This window comes from Bacillota bacterium (genome assembly GCA_012727955.1).
GTDB lineage: Bacteria > Bacillota > Limnochordia > DTU087 > JAAYGB01 > JAAYGB01.
In genome coordinates this window covers 26,599-45,296 of record JAAYGB010000053.1, presented here as the reverse complement: position 1 = coordinate 45,296, position 18,698 = coordinate 26,599, and the positions used below count along the sequence as shown (strand labels likewise).

Genomic DNA, 18,698 nt, shown 5'->3' with positions numbered 1-18,698 from the left:
TTCAGCCATGCCCTTCTCACAACTGGTGGGGAGGGAGTCCTGTGTCTCAACTTTATTACCTCTATGTGTCCTTAGATTGCAACGACAGCCTTTTGTGGCATCCGGTGCGGACACCGCTGGTATGGGAGATTTTCCAAGGGATGCTCGCCAGGAAGTCCGGGCACTCACCAAAGCCTCTGATGGTCGCGGGACCGCTGCCGATGTGGGCGGTGTGGAATTTGATGGCCCATTTACAGCAGGCAGGATACCGAAATTCTCGGCGAAGGAGTCACTGGAGGTTGTCCAGGTGGCTGCGCCGAGAGGCCAAGGCGTCCCTGCGAGTCTTGGGCCTGAAGGCCTCGGTGTCTGCGGGATCTTGGCCGGGAAGACTCCCTTCCATCGCGGCTGGGGACTGGGACACCACGGGTGTCCCTACCGGTGAAGACCTTGCGGCTGAGGTGGAAGGATTAGTTAGTCTCCTTTATGGTCGGCGCCTGTTAGAGGATGAAGCCCTCGGCCAGATCCGCCGGCAGGGGATTGATACTTCCTTGCCGGTGCCCTATCTCTTGGAGCTGGCGGGATTGCTGGGATTGGTGAGGCAGGAGCCAGGGGTAATGCTATCCCCTGGGGTACAGTGGCAGTGCAGCCGCTGTGGGTCCACCACGGACTTAGTTGTTAGTCCAGGCCGGTGTCCCACCTGTGGAGCCGTTGGTTGTCGCCGGTGTCGAGCCTGTGTCAACTTGGGCCAGGTCTGTGCCTGTCGACCCCTCTACGACTTTTCCCGGTTGCCTTCGGGGAGGGCAGCGCAGCGGAGCTGGGCTTCGGGGAACGAGGAGAAGGGTGGCAAGGAGCCAGTTCTGGCCTTTACCCTAACGGGACCCCAGGCCGCGGCCTATGACGACTTGGTTAGATTTGTCACCGAGCCTGGAGCCCCAGATAACTGCTTAGTGTGGGCGGTGTGTGGGGCCGGGAAGACCGAGGCCTGTTTTGGCGCGATAGCTGCCACCTTAAGCCAGGGCAAGCGGGTGCTCTTTGCAGTGCCCCGGCGGGAGGTGGTTTTGGAGCTGGTGGACAGAATTCGCCGGGCCTTTCCCCAGCGTCGGGTTTCCCTGCTGGTGGGAGGGCAATCCCAGGTAGGTCCCCTGGGACAGATCGTTGTGGCTACCACCCATCAGACCCTGCGGTTTGCGGCGGTTTTCGATTTGGTGGTTTTAGATGAAGCCGATGCCTTTCCCTATCAAGGTGATCCCATGCTGGCCCGGGCCTTGAGCCGGTGTTTTGCCCCAGGCGCCCAAGGGATAACCATGACAGCCACCCCCAGTGAGTACCACTGGCAGCAGGTGCATCAGGGAAAGTGGGCCATGGTGGTAATCCACCAACGCCATCATGGACAACCCCTACCGGTACCCCAGGTGTGGCTCCAGGGAAATGGGCGGCAAAGTTCGGTGGGTAGTCCCCAGCTGTTTCCCCCGGAATTAGAGGAACGCATTCTGCGCAGGGAACTATCTCCTTTACTGATTTTTGTTCCTACGGTGGTCGCAGGTAAAACCTTGACGCGGTATTTGCAGCAGCGCTGGCCCGACTTGCGGCTGGATCTCGTTCATGCCGGAAAACAAGAAAACCGGAAACTACTGGAAGGACTGCGGAGCGGCCAACTCGATGCTTTGGTTACCACCACCCTTTTGTCCAGGGGGATAACGATTCCAGGGGTGAACGTGATCGTAGCCCAGGCCGATACCGAAACAATCTTTTCCTGTGCCACCCTAGTACAAATTGCCGGCCGAGTGGGGAGAACTCCTGAGCAACCCTCGGGAGAGGTCTGGTTCCTGGCTGCCAAAGAAACTAAAGCCATGACGGCAGCTGCGGCAATGATCCGGGAGGCCAATGCCCGGAGCCAAGGAGCACTCTCATCCTGGGTTCGCTAAACAAGGAGATTACCCAAGCAACACCGAACAAATCCTACAACCATCGGGGTTGTCAATTTCTGGGATTACGCAGGAGTGCTTGATGGAGAAACAAGGGGTTTTCTGCAATCAAAGCGAAGGATTTCCCAGAGAAGGGAAATTGTATCGCCACCGGATGGGCTTTGGCGGCCGATGCCGGCGTCGAGATCCCAACGTCCCCAGGAAATTGGCAAGGTAGAGGGAGAGGCAGAGTTGATCCGCGACCAAGATTTTATGTCGTTAACAGAAGAGGGGGGTAGCGGTTGCGGCTATTTGACAAGATTTTCTATGTGAATCAAAGGATAGAGCTCACCTGGCTGGGAGCCGAAAAACGCCGCTATCTCAGTCGCATTGAGGACATCGGGGCCGACACCGTTACAGTAGCTGCTCCTATGCAGCAAGGTAATTTGGTCTATACTCCAGTGGGAACGAGAATCACAGGGTACATTCTCAGTGAGGGCAGTCGCTACAGTTTTACAGGGAAACTGCTGCGAACCAGCATTGGCAAAATTCCCTACTGGGAATTGGAGAAACCCAGGGAATTGATACCCGTCAACCTTCGGGAGTTTTTCCGACTGGAGGTAAACCTGCCGGTCCAAATCGCTCCCGTGGAGTCCGCGGAGGTGGAAGAGGAGTGGCTCGATGCCACCGTTGTGGATCTAAGTGGTAGCGGAATGTTGTTGGCCATCGATGCCAATCTCTGGAATTCCGTGCCTGCTTTGGCCATCGCTTTGCCGCTGTCCGGTAAGCATTTGTTGCGATTGACGGGAAGGGTAGTGCGCACGGAACTGACCGGCAATTTCTCCGGAGGAATTGCCCGGGGCGCCGTTGCCTTCGAGGATATCAGCACACAGGAACAGGACCTCATCGTCGGATTCTTGTTCGAGGAGCAGAGAAAACGCAGAGCTCGCGGGTTAGTATGATCAGCAAGGACAGAGAAGGGGCAAAGGGTGCCTATCTCTGTCCTGTATTCTTTTCTGTTGATTAGGATAGCTGCGCCATGCGGGCAAAGGAGTCCCTGAGGACTGGGTACAATGCACGATATTCCCGGTAGTAAGCTTCATAGACGGCCACGGCCTCTGGATTGGGAGTAATGATTGCGGTAGTGGTGATGGACGCCTCCGCTGCCTCAGCCACAGAAGCATGGACCCCGGCGGCGACGCCGGCCAGTAACGCGGCACCGAAGGCAGGCCCTTCGTCCACGTTGAGGGTGGCGATCTTCACGTTCATCACGTCGGCCTGAATTTGGCTCCACAGTCTGCTCTTGGCCCCTCCGCCGATGGCCCGAATTTCGTCGACGGTGGTCCCCAGCTCCTTAATAATCTCTAGAGAATCCCGCAGCGCAAAGACAACGCCTTCCAAAATGGCCCTAACGATATGGCCCTTGGTATGTCTGGGGCTTAGTCCACACAGCACGCCTCTGGCATTGGCGTCTCCGTGGGGTGTTCTTTCTCCCGTTAAGTAGGGAAGGAACAGGAGGCCCTCAGCGCCGGGAGGGATGTCTTCGGCCTGGGCCGTTAACAGGTCATAGGCATCATAGCCCGACAATGCCTCCACTTGTTTTTCCAGGTGACCGAGGTTGTCCCGAAACCATTTGAGGGATAGCCCCGCGGACAAGCTGACTCCCATGTTGTACCACCGGTGGGCAATTCCATGGTTGAAGGTATGAACCTTGGCTTCAGGATCGGGATTGGGATTGTCGGTCTGCACCAGGACTACTCCCGATGTACCGATACTAGAGAGAGCTCTTCCTGTTTTGACAATGCCGGCTCCCACGGCACCACAGGCGTTATCCGCGCCCCCGCCGGCTACGGCGATGCCCGCGGGTAGGCCTGTGCGGGCGGCTACTTCTTGGGTCAGATAGCCACAGCAATCGCCGGATTCCTTGACCTCCGGTAGAATGTTTGGATCAATATTTAGGCGGGATAGGACTGCCTCCGACCAGCGACGGTTGGCAACGTCGAAAAGCAAAGTGCCCGCGGCATCGGAGACCTCTGTGTAGATCTCTCCCGTTAACCGCATCCGTACGTAGTCCTTGGGCAGCATTAGCCACCGAACCCTGGCGTAATTCTCCGGTTCCTCTTCCCGCAGCCAGATAACTTTGGGCGCGGTAAAACCTTCCAAGGCCTTGTTGGCGGTGTGGCTAATCAGCTGGGCTTGGCCCACCTCTTGGGTAATCCACCGACACTGGCGGGCAGTGCGCCCATCATTCCACAAAATGGCTGGTCGGATTACCTGTCTGTTCCCGTCGAGGAACACCGAACTGTGCATCTGCCCCGAAAGGCCGATTCCTTTGATTTCGCTAGCTCTACTTCCCAGTTGGCCGGCGACATCCTGTAAAGTCTCTAGCGTCGCTTGCCACCAGTCCTCGGGATCTTGCTCAGTCCAACCAGGCTTGGGCTGACTGAGGGGATATTCGCGAAAGGAGCGGGCGCAAATCTGGCCCGATTCGTCAACGGCAATCGTCTTGACTCCTCCTGTCCCAACGTCGATCCCAACTAACAGTGCCATAAGCAACCCTCCTCTTGCATGTTTCTTCCGGATCGCGGCGGTTCTTCCTGCTTAAGTGTAGTCTGGGCAGGAAGGAAAAGAATCTGTTGGGAAAGATCAAGGAGGAGAAAATCGCCAAGGAGGTGTCGGACCCTTTGGTCCAATTCCTATGATTTATACAGTAACCCTTAATCCCGCAGTGGATCGTACTCTGTTATTGCCATCCCTTCGTCCCGGAGAGCTAAACCGAGTCCGGCAACGGATCGATAACGCCAGTGGCAAGGGAATTAACGTATCTTTGACCTTAAGAGAACTGGGAGCCGAGACCACCGCCCTGGGTTTCCTTGGCGGAGACTCCGGCCGGTGGATCAAGGCGGTGCTGGCCGCCAAGGGGATTGGTGGAGCCTGGGTCGAGGTTCAGGAAGAGACCCGGATGAACATCAAGGTGAGGGATCTGCAGTCAGGCGAAACCACGGAATTGAACGAACCCGGTCCCCAGATTACCTCCGACGAATGGGCCCAGTTGGTGGAGTTGCTGCAATCCCTGGGCACCTCATCAGTAGAGAAAAAGCAGCGGGACATCATTGTGTTCGCCGGCAATCCGCCCCGGGGGCTGCCTAAGGATGTCTACGTCCAGCTAATTTCCCTGATGAAGGAGCGGGGTTGGTACACGGTACTAGATACCAGCGGAGACTACTTGGCAGAGGGTATCAAGGCGGCTCCCGACGTGATTAAACCTAATTTGGAAGAGTTAAGCGATCTAGTGGGTCACAGGTTAGAGACCCTGGAAGAGGTGGAAGGGGCAGCCCGCGAGATCCTGAATGAGGGTGTTTCCTTGGTGGTAGTATCCCTGGGGTCCCAGGGTGCGCTGTATTGTCAAGCCACGGAAAGTCTTCTCGCCCGACCGCCCGCGGTGACGGTGCGGTCCACCGTAGGTTGTGGCGATGCGTTGGTTGCTGGCACCGTGTATGGGATCTGGCAAGGCTATTCCCTGGCCGATGTGGCCCGGTGGGGAACTGCCTGCGGCAGCGCTACGGCCACCACCGAGGGGACGGAACCCGGCAGTCGAGATCTAATCGAAGAGCTGCTTCCTCAGGTTGAAATCGAGGGCGCTAACTAGGTCCTTTGAACTAGGTCTTTGGTCAAGTTTGAAGGATTTGACCAGTTTGCAGGGAATAGTCATTGCGATCAGAAGTATAGGGCGAACCCAACGTACTCCTACCTCGAGGGAAGGAGGGCTGCCCCATGTTTGTTCTTCGGTTTGAGCGCAGAGATATTTCCCGACACTTGCTTCGTTTCTTGGAAGCGGAAAACGCAGGTCATGTTAGCGCCGTGGAGTTCGAAGTGGCCAAGGAGCTAAAGGGGATGCCCGCCGGAGTCAAATTGCTGCGATTCGATGACCAGATGATGTTCGTAACGGGACCGGGCGAGGACTTGATTCGCATGTTCCCCATGGCCCACGTGATTAAGGTAAGGATAGAGACCGCTCCGGCCGATCAGTTGCAGTGAACCTGCCACACTCCAGCCATCGCCGAAGGGCACAGAATGTGTCTCTGGCAGAGGTGGGAGGGTGGTTGTTATTCTGTCTCCATGGCAGAGATGGTTGACGGCACTCAGGCAGTGGTGGGATGAGCTTCGGCTTCCCCAGGATCGCTGCTTGGTTTGTGGAAAAGCTTTACCCCCGTTGGTGACAGTGTTCCTTTGCCGCAAGTGCTTTCTCCAGATACCCTTAGTAGGCACCAGTTATTGCCATCGGTGCGGACGCCCGGTGCAAGAGCGACGACTGTGTTATCATTGTCAAGGGGCTTGGCCGCGCTATTATGCTCAAGTTCGCGCCCTGTGCCTTTACGATGATCCAGTCCGAGACTGGTTGCATGCCATGAGGTATTTGGGGCAGTGGGAATTGGCCTATGCTTTAGGAGAGCTCATGGCTCTGCGACTAGCTGACCACCAATTCCCTGTAGACTGTGTGATCCCTGTCCCTTTATATCCTCAGCGCTTGCGGCAGCGGGGGTATAATCAAGCTGAACTCTTGGCAGAACGCATAGCCGTCGGTAATTGGTTGCCGCTGTATTCCCAGGTGGTGGGGAGAATCCGGGATACGAGACCCCAAGCAGGATTAAGTGGTGGTCAACGGCGAAACAATGTCAAGCAGGCCTTTGCAGTGTTTGAACCGACCCTGATTCGTGGTAAGACTATACTGCTTGTCGATGACATTTATACTACAGGAGCTACGATTAATGAACTTGCTCGGGTATTGTTGCGGTCAGGGGCCAGTAAGGTCTATGGTTACTGCCTGGCGGTGGATGCCAATGACCACGACTTGGAGGTAGGAGACACATGAGTCTACGGAATTGTAATCGCTGTGGCGTCGTCTTTAGCTCGAGGGGTTCGCGGATCTGTCCCCGCTGTTTACAACGGGAGCAAGAGGAATTTGAAATAGTGCGGGATTACATCCGGAAAAATCCCGGAGCTACGGTGGCTGAGACCAGCATTGCCACCGAGGTACCGGTGGAACAAATCAATCAATTTGTGCGGGAAGGTCGGCTGATTTTGTCTCGACCGGAATTGCAGTGCCAGTCCTGCGGTGACTTGATTGCCAGTGGAAGGTTCTGTACCAAGTGTCTTGCTGCCATGAGAAGAGACTTGGGCCGGTCTCAACCCCAATTCCAATCCCAAGGGAAATCCGAACCGACGGTAGGGAAAGGAGATCCCCCGTCGAAGCGGGAGCGCTTCCACAGCAAGGCTGCCATCATTCGTAGGCAGGATCGATGATTACTTATCCCGAAGCCAGGAGGTTGGTTTCGGGGTTTTTTCTTTTATGCTAAAGACTGATCCAGAAGGTGACGATACTACTAATAGGTCGAGCAACAAGCTTTGATGAGGTGACTTCGATGAAGGTTGTGCCAGGACAGGTTTCCCGGATTGCCAAGCTGTATCACAAGAGACAAATCGAGTACGGAGGAAAACCGGGACAAGTTTCCTTGGGCAAAGATTCCGTGGACTTGTCCACCGAAGGGAAACGGATTCAGGCTCTGAAACAGCATATTTCGCAGTTGCCGACAGTGAGAGAAGAGAAGGTAGCCCAGTTGAAGGCAAGGATTCAGGCGGGAACCTACCAGGTATCGGCGGAGAAAGTGGCGGAAAAGATGGTCGAGGAATTCCTTGCCGCTAAGAGAGGAAATTGAGTATTCGGGAGCGATCGTGACCCCATGGAATATAATCGGCATTTAGCAACAACAAAGGACAGCCAGGTGTATACCACACTGGCTGATATTTTATCCCAACAAGTTGAGGTATTAGCAGACCTAGTGCAACTGGGGCAGGCCAAAACCGAAGCCCTTACTCAGGACGATCCCGTTACCCTGGAGAGGATTGCCCTGCAGGAGGCAGCTAAGGCCCAAGAGCTAGAAGGAATCGAAGAGCAAAGGCATCGACTGATTACCGCCTTGGAGCAGCAGGCGGCGGACTTAACAGGGCAACGGATTGAGCTGACCTTGGGGGATTTTATCTCCCTGGCTCCGGCGCCCTGGAATGAGAGGCTAGAGGAGTTGCAAACACAACTTACTACTCTAGTTACCGAGATAAAAGAGACCATGGAGTTCAACCATCGGCTGTTGCTTCATTCCTTGGCCTTGGTCAACTTCTCCCTAGAAGTTCTCACCGGGGGAGAGGAAGAGGCTGCCACCTACGGAAAGCCGGGAGAGGGCAAGGGAGTTCAGAAGACTGCAGCCCGTGTACTTGATGCCAAGGCCTAGGCCGAAGGGGGCTCATCACCGGCTGGTTTAAGCCAGCGGGCAGGGCCATGGGAAGAAGGAGTGGGGATTTGACATGAGATCGACCTTTTCAGGAATCTACGTTGGGTTAAGCGGAATGAGAGCCCAACAGGCGGGTTTGGATATTACCGGACATAACATCGCCAATGCCAATACCCCGGGATATTCCCGGCAAAGGGTAGTGCTGACACCGAATAATCCCTATACCGTTCCGGGACTGAATCGGCCAATTTCGCCGGGGCAAATTGGCACGGGAGTGCAAGTAGGCGCGATCCAGCGGGTGCGGGATCAGTTCGTAGAAACCCAGCTGAGAACGGAAAACGCCACCACCGGCCAATGGCAAACGATTCAGGCGGGCTTGGAAAAGCTGGAGATGATTTTCAACGAGCCATCGGAGAGCGGGATCAGTATGGCTTTAGATGAGTTCTTCCAGGCACTGCAGACCTTGAGCCAACGCCCCGATGATGCCTCGGCTCGCGCAGTGGTCAGACAAAGTGCTGCGCTGTTGACGGATTCCTTCAACCACGTAGCCCGGCAGACCCGTGAGTACCAGCAGGAGCTCAACGCGGAGCTGGCGGTAAAGATCGGCACCGTTAACCAATTGGCCGAACAAATTGCCGATCTGAACCAGCGAATTGTGGCCATTTCGGTTACCGGGGACAATCCCAACGACCTATTGGATCAACGGGACCAGTTGATTTTCGAGCTAAGTCAGCTCACTAACATCAGCGTCCGGGAACAGCCCAACGCTTCCATTACCATCAGCATCGGCGGCAGCACCCTAGTAGACTATGCGACGGTTCGTCGCCTAGAGGTGATTCCCGCTACCGAGCAAGGGGAGATGCCTCAGCTGCGGTGGGAAGGTCAGGGAGAGGTTACACCGCAAATTACCGATGGAGCCATCAAGGGCCTTCTGGAACTGCGGGACCACTATATCCCCAAATATAAGGAACACCTGGATAACTTCGCTAAAGCCCTAGCCCATGAGATTAACGAGGTTCACAACAAGGGATATGGCTTAGGCGACACCTATGGGATTGAGGGCCGAAAACCTATCGACTTCTTTGTCATTGACGAAGACGATCCCCGGGGTGCCGCGGAGGTAATTACTCTATCCAAGGACATTCTTGATAGTCTCGATGCCATTGCCGCTGCCAGTGCTCCCACGGTGGGAGGCACCGATCCCGACAGTGGTCCGGGAGATAACCAAAATCTTTTGGAGATCATCAACTTGCAGCATACTGCCAACATTTCCTCGGACTTCTACGCTGGGATTATGGGAGAATAGGGAGCCGATACCCAGCAGGCCATTCGGATCTCCGATAACCAAAGGGTGTTGATGGAGCACCTGGAGAATCAAAAGGAAGCGGTCTCCGGCGTGTCCCTGGATGAGGAAATCGCTCACATGATTCAGTATCAGCATGCTTACAGTGCTGCGGCGAGACTAGTAACCGCGGTGGATGAAATCTTAGATGTGATTATCAATCGGATGGGATTAATAGGCAGGTGAATTTAGGTGCGAATTACCAATAAAATGCTGGTGAACCATTCCCTGAGCAACCTACAGGGGAATCTCAGGCGGTTAAGCAGAACCAATGAGCAGCTGGCCTCGGGGAAGAAGATCCTGCGGCCCTCCGATGATCCCGTAGGAATTACCAACGTCCTCAAGTACACTGCCAACCGGAGGGAAATTGAGCAGCATCTATCCAATGTGGATCGGGGAATCGGATACTTAGAGACCGCAGACTCGGCATTGGCAGAACTGGGAGAAGTGCTCCAGCGGGGTCGGGAATTAGCGGTGCAGGGTAGTAACGGGGCTTTGGACGAAAGGGCCCGGGCGGCCATCGCCGATGAGGTTCAACAGCTTCTCGACCACGTCATCCAGATCGGCAACAGCACCTTTGCCGATGAGTATATGTTCGGTTATGCCAAAACCGATACGGCGCCCTTCCAGTTGGATAAGGATGGTAATATTCTCTTTCTGGAAAGAGAACTGATCAGTGTCGACGGCGTAATTGATGACACCTACCTAGGCAAACTTGCCTCGGTCCAGGGTTCTGGCATTGAGATTGGGGTAGGGATTACCTTGGACTTTCGTATCGGCGGTGATGATGCCTTTACCACTGCCATGAGTGCCTTGCTCCAGTTGAACCACGCGTTGACCAACGCAGATGGTGACGTCAATGCCACCCTTTCACAATTTGATGTGGCCATCGACGATGCCCTGCGCAGTCGCTCGGAGGCCGGAGCCAAAGTTAAGCGGTTGGAAGTAACGGCCACCAGGCTAAAGGATTTGGAGCTCAGCACTCGAACTTTACTGTCTAAGGTTCAGGATATTGATGTAGCCGAGACTATCATGAATCTGAAGATGGAAGAAAATGCCTACTACTTAGCATTGAGCTCGGGGGCAAGGATTATCCAACCGACTTTGATGGACTTTCTCCGTTAGTCTGAAGTTGTTTTAGCCACTACTTGTCAAACTTGCGGGCAGGGGAGGGAGACTGCTGTGGTACGACTGGAGATATCTCAGACTTGGGGACGGCTGGCCCTACAGCAGCATCCGGCACAGCTAGAGATTCGTACCTCGCTCCCTCAAGTGGCGGTGCGGCAGGAGCCAGCACAGCTGAGGGTAAGCTCCGAAGCTGTGCAAGTGGAGATTGACCTGACCAAGGCCCACGCCGACATGGGCTTGAAAACCCCGGAGCTTTTTCAAGGGGAGCAAGCCGACGTCGGGTGGATCAAAAGCACCGAGGGAATCGCCCGTTGGGCCAGGAATGGAGATCGGATGGCCCAAAGCCTTGGTACAGGAGCCAACATCTTGGCTGAAATGGGAAAGGAAGCCATGGCTCCAGCCCCTGAAGTCAATGTTGATGCGGTGCCCAAGCATCCTCCGGAAATTTCCTTTTCCGGCGACATCTGGGTAGACTTCACCGATCCGCAGCTGGAAGTTACTGCCTCTACCCAGGCACCTCAGATTACCTACACTCCGGGAACCGTACAATTGGAAGTCGACCCCAGACCAGAGATTGAGATTGAGGTCGTGGGGCGATTCATAGATATCATCATCTGAGGAGGTGAAAGAATGGAAATTACCACCACCAGGTTTGGAAACCTTGAAGTTGACCCCAGCGATATCATCACCTTCGAACGGGGCATACTAGGCTTTGAACACCTGCGGGATTACATCCTCCTGAACTTCGATGGCAAGAGTCCCTTTAGCTACTTACAGAGTGCAGAGGATCCCGATTTGGCCTTTGTGGTCCTTGACCCCACGGCAGTTTGGCCGGATTACCGGGTGAAGTTGGCCCAGGAGGAAGTGGCGGACCTGGGGATTGAGTCTGACGCGGAGGCAGCGGTTCTGGCCATTGTCACCGTACCGTCGGAGGTCAGGTTGATGACCGCTAACCTGCAGGGGCCGTTGGTAATCAACCCCAAGACCAGGAAGGGAAAACAAGTAGTGTTAACCGGTGATGAGTATACTACTCGGCATCGAGTATTTCCACCCAAGGAAGACACCCGCTCGGCATAATACTTTATCCGACGGAAAAAGTCCAAGGAGGGACTTTCTATGTTAGTTTTGACCAGGAAGGTCGATGAAAGCATTATTATTGGCGATGATGTAAAGATTATCGTGGTTGAGGTGCGGGGCGACCAAGTCAAGATTGGAATAGATGCTCCCCGATCAATCACAGTTCACCGCGAAGAGGTATACCGAGAGATTCAAGCAGAAAATCGGCGAGCTGCCCTGGCCCAGCGGGAGTTGGACATTAAGCAGCTGGATGAACTGTTACCGGGAAGATCCCCTTCCGGGGAACAGGAACAGTGATATAGTTCTATCTTGCTATTATTTGCCACTACCGCGGTGCGGTAGTTTTTTATTTAGGATTTACAGGGACTGTCCGGCGTGATGGAGTCATACTAGGTCGAAGGGGTAACGGGAGGGGAGCAATTTGCAGGGCCAAAACCTTCTCAAAGTCTACGGATTTGGTCAATTTCGCGTTGAAATCGGAAACCGGGTACTCTCCGAACAGGACTGGACATCGAAAAAGGCACTGGACATGTTCAAGTATTTGCTGCTTTACCCTGGGCATGCCGTGGCCGATGATACCCTAATCGAGATACTGTGGCCGGAAATCGATGAGGAAAAGGGCAAAAGGCGTCTATACGATACCGTCTATCGCTTGAGAAGCATCATCGACGTCCCCGGTGCCGATACCTACATCGTCAAAGGGGTTACCCGATACAGCCTAAATCCCCAAAAACAGTACTGGTTTGACTGGAGAGAGTTTGAAGAGCATTATCATCGGGTGTTCAAGTTCAGAACCTGGGAATCTCCCGAGGAAGAGCGTTCCTTGTTGGAAAGGGGTATTGAGCCTTATCGTGGGCCCTTACTACCCAGCGACATTTATCAAGATTGGACGGAAACCCATCGGCAAACCTATCGAGACATGTTCCTGGACATGCTCCTGCGGTTGGCTGGGATACTGCAGCAGCAGGGAGAGTCAGCCAGGGCCCTGACACAGCTCAAGAGGGGGATTGGCGAGGATCGCTTCCGTGAGGATTTCTACATACTGGGACTGGAGATCCTTGCAGCGCAAAATAACCTGAGTGAGGCCATTCATCTTTATCGCCACTATGAGAAGGTAATGGAGGATGAGCTGGGGATTCCACCGTCGGTTCGGGTTAGACAGATCGTTGAGGATCTCGATGATCAAGGTGGAGACTTAAGGGATTTGCTGAGTTCGGCACAGATTGAAGCAGGGGCTATGGTGTGCCGCTATGAGGTATTCCGCAGTATTTGTGAAGTAGAGATTCGTCGCTTGTCCCGGCAGGAAGGAAAGTCCATATTATTGACGGTGAAAATGGCCCAACCTTTGGCCTCTCAAGATATGGAGACACTGGTAGATAACCTCAGGCAGGAACTGAGGCGGGGGGATGTCATCACCCACAGAAGACTGGATACCCTCTACGTCCTGCTCTATGGAACATCCCTGGACCAACGCCGCGCTATTGCCCGGCGGATTCAACGCTGGCTCTCTCCCAAGGTGATTGGCACCATTGCAACTCTGCAGTGGCAGGAGATTACCGCTGCTGGCGTAGCTCTGCCATAACGCCCACCAATCTATGGGGTACATAGGGTTCCTCCAAATAGGCAAGCTCCTCATCGGTTAGTTTCAGATCCAGGGCCTTGACGGCACCCTCAATATGATGCACCTTGGTGACTCCCACCACCGGAGACGTGGTTTTTGTCAACAGCCAAGCCAGAGCTACTTCCGTCATGGAAACGCCGTGCCTTTCAGCTAGCTCTGCTACCCGGCTGATGATTACCGCGTCCTGTTCTGCCGTGGCGTCATACTTAGACCTTGCGTAGGAGTCCTCCTCAAACCGCTTGGAGGTCTCACCGGGATGCTTAGACAGCCGCCCACCGGCCAATGGGCTGTAGGGAGTCATTGCAATATTGTCCTCCTCACAGAGAAGGGCCATTTCCCGTTCCTCTTCCCGGAAAATGAGATTGTAGTGTCCCTGCACCGCCACGAATTTCGGAAAGCCCTCCCTTTCCGCTAGAGCATTTGCCTTTGCCAGCTGATAGGCATAGCAATTAGAGATGCCGATATAACGCGCTTTTCCGGATTTAACTGCGTTGTTTAAGCCCTCCATAATCTCATACAGGGGAGTGTGAAAGTCCCACATGTGATAGATATATAAATCTACGTAATCCATACCGAGGTTTTCTAGACTTCGGTTAAGCATAGTTTCAATATGTTTCTGTCCACCGATTCCCGCTGCGATTTGCTCCCGGCTGCGGGGTGGGAATTTGGTGGCCACAACGACCTCATCCCTCCGGGCAAAATCTCGCAACGCCCTACCAAGATACTGCTCACTGGTACCCCCCTGGTACACAATCGCGGTATCAAAGAAATTCACACCTAGATCAAGCCCACGCTTAATGATTTCCCGGCTTTCCTCTTCTCCCAGCGTCCAGCTGTGTTGACCTGCTGCTGGGCTGCCAAAGCCCATACATCCCATGCAGATACGGGAAACGATCAAATCGGAATTACCTAACCTCCTGTATTCCATGAAAAGCCTCCTAATTTAGGTTTTGCCAAATGGGCAGTGTAGGAACGAGTTTAGTCAGAATCATCTAACCTATCTTATCCTTCTGGAATCTTTCTGGATACTATTGGGTCTTTCCTTGTAGTGGTCCCAGTAGTACTGGCCATTCATATTTTCATTTCCGGTGAAATTCCAGGAAGAAGAAGGCAAAATCGAGATTTAAACGAGATGCGGATCATACAATGGGTGTGAATTTGCTAAGCAGACTAGCTGGATGCGGATAGACCTATTTTCGGGACGGGTGAAACCGATGGGGTGAGGCATTTCCCAGGGAGGACAAGCAATGTGCGCATGGGCTACATGAAATTAATAGCTCTAGCGGCAATCTGGTGCCTAATCGGAACAGTCGCGGCGGCAGCCGGTGGACCAATCTCCCCCTTGGGAGAAGGAGGCGGCGAGCTGCAGTGGGCTTACCGGGACGAGCGATTGGGTATCGATTTGGAAGTCACTTCCGGGGGCGACGAAGTAATCCTCACTTTTCTCCGCCTCGGTGATGGCAGCTACAATTTCAAGTATCGCTTGGAGGAGATAACTTCCTCTTCCCCTACTTCGCTGTTGCTGGCCGCAGTGAGGGGAGCTCCCTTTCGGGAGTTTTCCCTGGGACAGGACTTCCATATCCAACTCAACAACGGTCAACCCCAAAGGCAACAGGTTCGATTTCGACTGGAATCCACCCCGGGAGAGACGGCAAGGGAATACCAATTCCTCCTGCGCCTGTCCCACCAAAACATGGAAAAGGGACTACCGGAGATTCGCCTTTGGCTGGGAACTCCGAAGGTCAGTCAAATCCAGGTAACTCCTACCCAGGTGGCCTTTAGCGCGGACGGAGGACCGGGAGTATATCCCCTAGCTCAGGCGGTTCAGGTGGAGGTAACCACCAACTACACCGGTTGGCACCTAAAAGTGACCGGAGAGCCCTTGGTGTACCAGGGACCGGAAAGCTCTCCGTCGGGTAAAGCTCCAAGTATCCCCCGAGATCGGTTATTACTGGCTGTGGGAGAGCATCAGGAGCCTCAACCCATTGGCGATGAGGGATTGTATCTGATTAGAAATTCCAAGAAAAACAACGCGTCGATAACGGTCTATTTGTACCTTAAGTCGGTACTAACGGACCCGGCAGGGAGGTATGAACAGGGTCGCATCAACTTTTCCCTCGTTGACCCTGGACAATAGTTGACTTACATATGGCATGGCAAAACAGGGAGGGCAATAAGCAATGAGAAAATTGATTGGTTTGATCTTAGCGCTGGCAATGGTATTGTCGATTGGAGGTACTGGCTTGGCTGAGCAGCCAACTGACCCGAAAACTGCAACTATCGAAGTTACAGCTGGGGTTGGACAATACGCAGCGGTTAAGCCAGAGCCTAACAAGGGTCTTGCATTCACCTTTATCGGTAAAGAAGGTGAAGAGCAGTCTGACAAAGTCTCCTTTACCGTAGAAACCAATCATTCCATTGATCTGACTGTCAGCGCCGAACCCTTGCGAAAGATCGACAATTACACCTCTACCGAAAAGGGCCCCTACATTCCAGTAAGATATCTTATCACGCGGACAAGTGTCGATGATATCTGGGCTATGGAGCTCAACACTGATGAGGACAGAGACACAAGAACCAGCGAAGCCGCACAAGATTGGTCCGACGGAAAAGTAGATTATACAATTTCGGCAATGGCTAAATTACGCGAGATTTCTGACCAACCTGCGGGTAATTACAATGCCCAGGTGATCATTACAGTGGCTGCCAGCAACGCCATCACCCAGTAGCGGCGCTGAAGGAACCAAGGGAGCGATGGTGAAAACAGCAATATACTGCGACAACTACGCGGCTTTTTCAAGCCGCGCTTTTGTTAGTAATCCGAGGTTGCAGCAATGGGAACCGGAGTGATGGCAGTGAGATCAGCTAAGTATCGGTGCGGGCTAATCCTTTCGGTGTTTTTCGTACTTGTTCTTTGTGAGGTAGCTCTTGGTGTCGGTGTGCAGCCCCTTGCCGTGGATTTCGATCTGCGACCGGGGCAATCTGCTCGTTTTACTTTGAGGTTGACTCCAACGGGTGAAGAAGAGTTGATTCATCTCAGCATCTATCGGCCAGTGCAGCTGCCCACCGGGAGCTTTGCCTTCGAACAGGGGGACCCTGAATCCTTTCCTGCCAGTCGGTGGGTCAAGCTTCCTTCTCAGCCTCTGCGGGTTGCCGGTAACCAGCCCAGCGAGATAGAGGTGCAGGTTAGTGTGCCCTTTGGTGTCTCTGGAAGTCACGTTCTCATCATCATGGTGGAACCGCAACCCGTTGGCGGGTTGCCGCCTGGGGGATTGCGGATTCGGTACGCCGTTCGAGTGGTGATTCGAGTGCCGGGACCAGCGGATCTTCCTCGAGCCAATCTGGACTTTCTCAGACTGGAGCAGGATGAGGCCGGTGATCCCGTGTTTGTCGCGCAGGTGAGTAACCCATCGAGTCAAGACTATCCCGCCACCGTTGAGTTGACCATTCGGGACGAAAATCATCGACTCGTTGAAAGATTGGCTCTGCGTACCCTGGTGGGGCATCAAAACAATGAGGATGCAACTCGGATCTATCCCGGTGCTAAGGTTCTTTATACCGGAAGTCCCCGCCGGCCACTGGCCCCTGGTACATACCATTTGCGGGCCCTGTTGCAGTATGCGGAGCGGGGACAGGGAGTCATCAACCAATCGATCAACATCCAATATGATGACTCCGATCTATCTCAACAGGCCGTTGCGGGACAGTATATTACCTTGGATCGAGAGGCAATCGAAGCTAGACTTAGGCCAAGGCAGCGGCAAATGGAACCCCTCACCATTACTAACCTGAGTCCACGGCCCTTGTATGCCCAGGTAAAGCTTGAATCACTGCCAGAGGGAGGTCCCTTGTCGGTGGCGGACTTTGTGACGGTCTACGGTCCCGAACTGCTACCACTGCGCTCGACCCATCCCAATCGAATAGTGTTGTCCATCCAGATTCCTCCCAATGCTGTCTTTGGGCACTATCGGGGTGTGGCAAAAGTAATTGTCTATACCGACCAGACCTTAACGGAAGTCTTAGAGGAACAGAGGATACCAATTGAGGTTTTCGTTGGGCATGAGACAGCAAACTAGTTTGTTCCAAAAGCTCTACATGAGCCTGCCAAGAAGATGGAGGGTAGGCAAGGAGAATTGATGGTGAAACAACTGCGAGTTCTGTACAATTCGATTTTCTGGATTTTCTTCTTAGTCCTTGGGGTAACAGCGGTGATGGTCGCCGGAGCCTCCTGGGCCCAGGAGCCGATGACCTCCCCCTTGGTCAGTGTGATGTTCTATGAGATGGACTTGCGGGAGGCCTTCAATGAGCTGGCACTGCAGACGGGTATCAATATCCTAGTCGATGAGACTGTTCAGGGGTTTGTCACCTTGACCGTCGACCAGGTTCCACTAGAGACTGTTATTCAGATGTTGTGTCTGCCGGGAGGGTATGCCTATCGCAACTACGGCAACTTCTACCTGGTTGGTCTTCCCGATCCCTATAATCGGGCCTTTTCCAGTCTAGTGGACACCAGGGTTATCTCGCTAAAACACATTTCCGCGGCTACTGCCCGGGAGCTGCTTCCCGCCTATGCCGATCAATACCTCAGCTTTTCCCGGGAGGAATCGCTGCTGTTGGTGACTGCTCCCCCGGACATAGCCCAGCGGATCACCGCCCTTATTGACAAGATCGATCGGCCCCGTCCCGTCACCCAATACCGGATTCGAGCTCTGATCACCGAGGTGGCCACCGCTACCTTGCAGCAGTGGGGGATCAACTCCCTTGAGGTAACTGGTTCTAAGGATGAGGGGCTGTGGGACCGGATCTGGTCAACATCGCTGCAGCTTCAAAGCGGTTTGGTAGGATTGGAATACAGAGATCCCTTTGAGCGGATTGTTGCCCTCTTTTCTGCTTTGGAGGAGAAAAATGAAGCGGCCATCCACGCCGATCCCACCCTCATAGTTGCTGAGGGTAAGCAAGCCTCTCTATTCAGTGGCGAGACCAGATTAGTCACCAGGCAAACCGACGATGGAACCCATCGCTATCAAAGCGTTGAGGCCGGGGTCAGGTTGACGGTTACCCCTACAGCCCTGGAAGGGGGAGTGATTCTCCTGGAGATTGCCCCGGAGATCAGCCACATTTCGGAAGTGAAGGATGATCCAACGGTGTATCAGAACCAGGTGCAAACAACCCTGAAGGTCACCGACGGTGAGGTGGTAGCCCTGTCGGGATTGACGGTGGAAAACACCATGACCAAGGACGCCAAGGTTCCCATCCTAGGGAGCCTTCCAGTGATCCGGTGGCTTCTTAAGTCCACGGCAAATTCTTCCAGTGATCGGGAGCTGTTGGTGTTTATCAGTGCCGAGGAGCTTAAGTAGCCT

General features: G+C 54.0%; 21 protein-coding genes. 19 read left to right on the top strand and 2 right to left on the bottom strand.

From position 1 onward, the window contains the following. Nucleotides 1-41 precede the first annotated feature (41 nt). Nucleotides 42-1,904, top strand: a complete 1,863-nt coding sequence (locus GX030_09285; GenBank protein ID NLV92567.1) for a DEAD/DEAH box helicase — start codon at nucleotides 42-44, stop codon at nucleotides 1,902-1,904. A gap of 281 nt (nucleotides 1,905-2,185) precedes the next feature. Beyond that, on the top strand, nucleotides 2,186-2,845 hold the full coding sequence (locus tag GX030_09280; GenBank protein ID NLV92566.1) for a hypothetical protein: 660 nt from the start codon (nucleotides 2,186-2,188) through the stop codon (nucleotides 2,843-2,845). A 61-nt stretch (nucleotides 2,846-2,906) separates the two neighbouring features. Here the strand turns inward: GX030_09280 and xylB are convergent, their stop codons facing one another. Next, a complete protein-coding gene (xylB, locus tag GX030_09275) occupies nucleotides 2,907-4,433 on the bottom strand; it encodes a xylulokinase (GenBank protein NLV92565.1) in 1,527 nt (508 codons plus the stop codon). A gap of 148 nt (nucleotides 4,434-4,581) precedes the next feature. Here xylB and pfkB point away from each other — a divergent pair, with 148 nt between their 5' ends. The 13 genes from pfkB to GX030_09210 all read left to right on the top strand — a co-directional run bounded on the left by pfkB (nucleotide 4,582) and on the right by GX030_09210 (nucleotide 13,299). Beyond that, complete coding sequence (gene pfkB, locus GX030_09270; GenBank protein NLV92564.1) at nucleotides 4,582-5,532, top strand: 1-phosphofructokinase; 951 nt, start codon at nucleotides 4,582-4,584, stop codon at nucleotides 5,530-5,532. A 125-nt stretch (nucleotides 5,533-5,657) separates the two neighbouring features. Then, nucleotides 5,658-5,921, top strand: coding sequence for a hypothetical protein (locus tag GX030_09265; GenBank protein NLV92563.1), 264 nt, complete (start codon nucleotides 5,658-5,660; stop codon nucleotides 5,919-5,921). 61 nt (nucleotides 5,922-5,982) lie between these two features. Next, entirely contained in the window at nucleotides 5,983-6,756 is a 774-nt protein-coding gene (locus GX030_09260) for a ComF family protein (GenBank protein ID NLV92562.1), read from the top strand. Next, nucleotides 6,753-7,187 (top strand): MerR family transcriptional regulator, encoded by a 435-nt coding sequence (locus GX030_09255; GenBank protein NLV92561.1) that lies wholly within the window; start codon nucleotides 6,753-6,755, stop codon nucleotides 7,185-7,187. The genes GX030_09260 and GX030_09255 overlap by 4 nt, the downstream gene beginning before the upstream one ends. 119 nt (nucleotides 7,188-7,306) lie before the next feature. Then, nucleotides 7,307-7,600: a flagellar biosynthesis anti-sigma factor FlgM gene (flgM, locus tag GX030_09250; protein ID NLV92560.1), complete on the top strand. Its 294-nt coding sequence runs from the start codon at nucleotides 7,307-7,309 to the stop codon at nucleotides 7,598-7,600. A gap of 24 nt (nucleotides 7,601-7,624) precedes the next feature. Next, nucleotides 7,625-8,170 carry a flagellar protein FlgN gene (locus GX030_09245; protein ID NLV92559.1) on the top strand — a complete coding sequence of 182 codons (546 nt, stop codon included), beginning with the start codon at nucleotides 7,625-7,627 and terminating at the stop codon, nucleotides 8,168-8,170. Nucleotides 8,171-8,243: 73 nt separating this feature from the next. Next, complete coding sequence (flgK, locus tag GX030_09240) at nucleotides 8,244-9,476, top strand: flagellar hook-associated protein FlgK (GenBank protein NLV92558.1); 1,233 nt, start codon at nucleotides 8,244-8,246, stop codon at nucleotides 9,474-9,476. A 51-nt stretch (nucleotides 9,477-9,527) separates the two neighbouring features. Then, nucleotides 9,528-9,698, top strand: a complete 171-nt coding sequence (locus GX030_09235) for a hypothetical protein (GenBank protein ID NLV92557.1) — start codon at nucleotides 9,528-9,530, stop codon at nucleotides 9,696-9,698. Nucleotides 9,699-9,704: 6 nt separating this feature from the next. Next, nucleotides 9,705-10,637 (top strand): flagellar hook-associated protein FlgL, encoded by a 933-nt coding sequence (gene flgL, locus GX030_09230; protein NLV92556.1) that lies wholly within the window; start codon nucleotides 9,705-9,707, stop codon nucleotides 10,635-10,637. 57 nt (nucleotides 10,638-10,694) lie between these two features. Further along, nucleotides 10,695-11,258 (top strand): hypothetical protein, encoded by a 564-nt coding sequence (locus GX030_09225; GenBank protein ID NLV92555.1) that lies wholly within the window; start codon nucleotides 10,695-10,697, stop codon nucleotides 11,256-11,258. 12 nt (nucleotides 11,259-11,270) lie between these two features. Beyond that, nucleotides 11,271-11,717, top strand: coding sequence for a flagellar assembly protein FliW (locus GX030_09220; protein NLV92554.1), 447 nt, complete (start codon nucleotides 11,271-11,273; stop codon nucleotides 11,715-11,717). A gap of 39 nt (nucleotides 11,718-11,756) precedes the next feature. Beyond that, on the top strand, nucleotides 11,757-12,014 hold the full coding sequence (gene csrA, locus GX030_09215; GenBank protein ID NLV92553.1) for a carbon storage regulator CsrA: 258 nt from the start codon (nucleotides 11,757-11,759) through the stop codon (nucleotides 12,012-12,014). A gap of 124 nt (nucleotides 12,015-12,138) precedes the next feature. Further along, nucleotides 12,139-13,299: a hypothetical protein gene (locus tag GX030_09210; GenBank protein NLV92552.1), complete on the top strand. Its 1,161-nt coding sequence runs from the start codon at nucleotides 12,139-12,141 to the stop codon at nucleotides 13,297-13,299. On the opposite strand, the gene GX030_09205 is transcribed toward GX030_09210, so the two are convergent. Then, nucleotides 13,271-14,266, bottom strand: a complete 996-nt coding sequence (locus GX030_09205) for an aldo/keto reductase (protein NLV92551.1) — start codon at nucleotides 14,264-14,266, stop codon at nucleotides 13,271-13,273. The genes GX030_09210 and GX030_09205 overlap by 29 nt on opposite strands. Before the next feature lie 321 nt (nucleotides 14,267-14,587). Here GX030_09205 and GX030_09200 point away from each other — a divergent pair, with 321 nt between their 5' ends. From GX030_09200 to GX030_09185, 4 genes are all read left to right on the top strand, one after another. Further along, entirely contained in the window at nucleotides 14,588-15,475 is an 888-nt protein-coding gene (locus GX030_09200) for a hypothetical protein (protein ID NLV92550.1), read from the top strand. Nucleotides 15,476-15,518: 43 nt separating this feature from the next. Then, on the top strand, nucleotides 15,519-16,067 hold the full coding sequence (locus GX030_09195) for a hypothetical protein (GenBank protein ID NLV92549.1): 549 nt from the start codon (nucleotides 15,519-15,521) through the stop codon (nucleotides 16,065-16,067). A 126-nt stretch (nucleotides 16,068-16,193) separates the two neighbouring features. Then, on the top strand, nucleotides 16,194-17,414 hold the full coding sequence (locus tag GX030_09190; GenBank protein NLV92548.1) for a hypothetical protein: 1,221 nt from the start codon (nucleotides 16,194-16,196) through the stop codon (nucleotides 17,412-17,414). Between the two features lie 63 nt (nucleotides 17,415-17,477). Next, nucleotides 17,478-18,695 carry a type II and III secretion system protein gene (locus tag GX030_09185; protein NLV92547.1) on the top strand — a complete coding sequence of 406 codons (1,218 nt, stop codon included), beginning with the start codon at nucleotides 17,478-17,480 and terminating at the stop codon, nucleotides 18,693-18,695. Nucleotides 18,696-18,698 lie beyond the last annotated feature (3 nt).